The 3,635-nt window shown below is 31.2% G+C and carries 3 protein-coding genes; all 3 read left to right on the top strand.

The features are described from left to right. Nucleotides 1-204: 204 nt before the first annotated feature. Nucleotides 205-2,634, top strand: a complete 2,430-nt coding sequence (locus ACTG3V_RS13390; protein WP_439132676.1) for a YfhO family protein — start codon at nucleotides 205-207, stop codon at nucleotides 2,632-2,634. Then, on the top strand, nucleotides 2,627-3,145 hold the full coding sequence (locus ACTG3V_RS13385; RefSeq protein ID WP_439132675.1) for a methyltransferase: 519 nt from the start codon (nucleotides 2,627-2,629) through the stop codon (nucleotides 3,143-3,145). Before ACTG3V_RS13390 ends, ACTG3V_RS13385 begins: the two co-directional genes overlap by 8 nt. Nucleotides 3,146-3,148: 3 nt before the next feature. Then, on the top strand, nucleotides 3,149-3,635 hold a 487-nt coding region (locus ACTG3V_RS13380; RefSeq protein WP_439132674.1), incomplete at its 3' end, for a glycosyltransferase family 4 protein.

Genomic DNA, 3,635 nt, shown 5'->3' with positions numbered 1-3,635 from the left:
AAAAAGCCGAACAACAATTTGGTAGTCAGCAAACTAAAAGTACTGTAAAAGAAGGTGAAACTATTATAGATAAAGCACCAAGAAAACAACAACAAAGTAATAATTCTGTTGGGGAATATGTAGATTTTGAAGAGGTAGATTAATACTTTTTTTACATCGATTTTTACATCAATTACAATACAAACTAATTTATAATTTTATCACTTGAAACTAAATAAAATATTTCCCTATATCATTGCAATCCTTATTTTTATAGTTGCAGCCATTCTGTATTTTCATCCTGTTTTAAAAGGACAAAAAATAGCCCAATCTGATATTACACAGTTTACAGGTATGGCTAAAGAAATTAAAGATTATAGAGCTGATAAAGGCGAAGAACCTTATTGGACAGGAGCTTCTTTTAGTGGCATGCCTGCTTATCAAATCAGTGCCTATTATCCTTATGATTTTGTAAGAACTTTTGATAGGGCGTTCCGTTTTTTACCCAGACCTGCAGATTATACATTTTTATATTTTTTAAGCTTTTTTGTTTTAATGATGGCGCTTAAAGTAAAATGGAGGTTAGCAATTTTAGGAGCGCTATCCTTTGGGTTTTCTACATATTTAATCATTATTTTTATTCCTGGTCATAATGCAAAAGCACATGCAATAGCTTATATGCCTTTAGTTTTAGCTGGAATTCTGTGGATTTTTCAACGTAAATATGTTTTAGGGTTCATAGTTACTGCTGTTGCTATGGCTTTAGAGATTTATACCAACCACATTCAAATGACCTATTATTTGGGGCTATGTTTGTTGATTTTAGGAATCGTAGAATGTATCAATGCTATCAAAGAAAAAACTTTTCCAAATTTTTTAAAACAAACAGCTGTTATTATAGCTGCTGTAATTTTAGGACTTGGAGCAAATGCATCTCGTTTAATGGCTATGAAAGAGTATGCAGATTATAGCACAAGAGGTAAATCTGAATTAACCATAAATGCAGATGGTACTCCAAAAGAAGCTACAAAAGGCTTAGATAAAAGTTATATTACGCAATATAGTTATGCAAAATTAGAAACTTTTAATTTGTTTATACCACGTTTTATGGGTGGTGGTACCACAGAAGAATTGGGTGATAATTCTAACTTTTATCAATTAATAGCAAAAAGAGCGGGTAAAAAAGTGGCAGACGATTACTCGAAACAAGTGCTTACGTATTGGGGAGATCAACCTATTATTGAGGCGCCTGCTTATATTGGAGCTGTGCTATTTTTTCTTTTTTTCTTAGGATTTTTTTTGGTTAAAGGAAGATTAAAACAATGGTTGGTGGCAGCTACTGTATTTTCAATTGTACTAAGTTGGGGTCGAAACTTTGAAGTTCTAACCAATTTTTTTATTGATTATGTACCTCTTTATAACAAGTTTAGAGCAGTATCCTCTATACAAGTTATTGCAGAATTGTGTGTGCCGATTTTAGCTGTTTTAGCATTAAAAGAATTTTTTAACTCATCTATCTCTAGACAAGAGAAACGTAAAGCTTTAGAAAAGTCAGTATATGTTTTTGGAGGATTGATCATAATTGGATTTCTATTAGCTCATATGTTTTCAACTTTTGAAGGCATAAGAGATGCCAATTATAAAGATTTACCTGGTTTATTGGATGCTGTTATCGCCGATAGAAAATCGATGTTACTTATGGATAGCATACGCTCTTTAGCTTTGCTTTTGGCTACAGCTGCTGTTTTATGGTTTTTCTTAAAAAACAAATTAAAAAAACAAATTGCTATCATAGGATTGGGAATTCTGGTATTGTTTGATTTAATTTCTGTGGATAAAAAGTATGTTAATGAAACCGATTTTAAACCTGCAAGAAGCGTTGAGCGACCTTTTATTGCATCTAATGCAGACAAACAAATCTTACAAGATCAAGGGCATTTTAGAGTAGCTAATTTTACGACAGATCCAATGCAAGATGGTGCCACCTCTTATTTTCATCAATCAATTGGTGGTTATCATGCTGCAAAAATGGGGAGATATAGTGAGTTGTTCGACTTTCAAATTGCAAAAAATAACATGCAAGTGTTGAATATGTTAAACACTAAATATTTTATTGTTCCTGATAAGAATGGTGCAAAGCAAGCACAATTAAATCCTGATGCTAATGGAAATGCATGGTTTGTAGATAATGTTAGGGTTGTTAATTCTGCTAATAAAGAAATTAAAGCCTTAGATTCTTTAAATACGAAAACCACTGCTGTTCTTGATCAAAGTAAATTATCTGAAAGTATTGATTTTTTTATTCAAAAAGATTCAACTGCTACTATTGAATTATTGAATTATGATGTTACTTCGCTAACGTATCAATCTAAAACAGAAAAAGAACAATTTGCGGTGTTTTCTGAAATTTATTACAAAGATGGTTGGAACGCTTATATTGATGGTGAGCTAATTCCTCATTACAGAGTGAATTATGTTTTACGAGGAATGAAAGTCCCTGCAGGAAACCATAATATTGTATTTAAATTTGAACCCAAAGTTATACAAACTGGAGGTTATGTTGCTCTAAGTGCTTATACCATTTTAATATTAGTTGCTGTAGGTTGGTTGTTTTATGATGAAAAGAAGAAGCGAAAATTAAAGGAAAATGTATAAAAAAACACCACATAGAAGATACAGCTTAACCTTGGCATTTTTAAAAAAAAACGTACCTAGTCCTGCAACCATTTTAGATTTAGGAGTTAGAAATCCGTTTTCGGAAATTATGGAAGAAAATGGATATACAGTCATCAATACAAAAGGTGAAGATTTAGATTTATTACCAGAAATTGTAAAAAAACATAAGGTTGATGCTGTTACCGCTTTTGAAATATTTGAGCATTTAATTGCGCCTTTTAATGTTTTAAGAACCATAGAAGCTACAAAAATAATTGCAACAGTACCGTTAAAATTATGGTTTGCAAAAGCCTATAGAAGTAAAACTGATTTGTGGGATAGGCATTATCACGAATTTGAAGATTGGCAGTTTGATTGGTTGTTAGAAAAATCGGGTTGGGGGATTAAAGAAACCCAAAAATGGACTAGTCCTACCAATAAAATTGGCTTTAGACCTATTTTAAGAAAGTACACACCAAGATACTATTTTGTTTATGCTGAAAGAAAATAGTTTATGAATATTGGAATGATTTTAGACGAGACTTTTCCTCCTGATCCTAGGGTTGAAAATGAAGCTATTTCCTTAATTGATGCAGGGCACAAGGTTACTCTTTTTTGTTTAACGTATGGTAATGAGCAACAATCTGAAATCATAAATGGAATTACAGTAAAAAGATATTTATCAAATCAATTAGAATATAAACTATCTGCTTTAGCATATACAGTACCTTTTTATACTTTTTTGATGAAAAAAAAAGTAAAAAAATTTATAAGAGCTCATAAAATAGATGCAATCCATATTCATGATATAAGAATTGCAGATGCTGTTTTTAAAGCAAATAAAAACACAATGCTACCCGTAATTTTAGATTTGCACGAAAACAGGCCAGAGATTATGCAGTTTTATCCGCATTTGTCTAAATTTCCTGGAAAATATATAATATCACCCAAAAAATGGAAACAAAAAGAAGAAATTTTTATCAATAAAGCAGATAAAGTTA

Origin of the sequence: Polaribacter sp., from assembly GCF_965660385.1 — a bacterium.
GTDB lineage: Bacteria > Bacteroidota > Bacteroidia > Flavobacteriales > Flavobacteriaceae > Polaribacter.
Note: the sequence above shows the minus strand (reverse complement) of the source record. Positions and strands in the feature narration are given on the sequence as shown.

Coding starts and splice junctions, on each gene's coding strand:
- ACTG3V_RS13385 (WP_439132675.1), top strand. CDS start 2,627: ATGTATAAAAAAACACCACATAGAAGATACAGCTTAACCTTGGCATTT.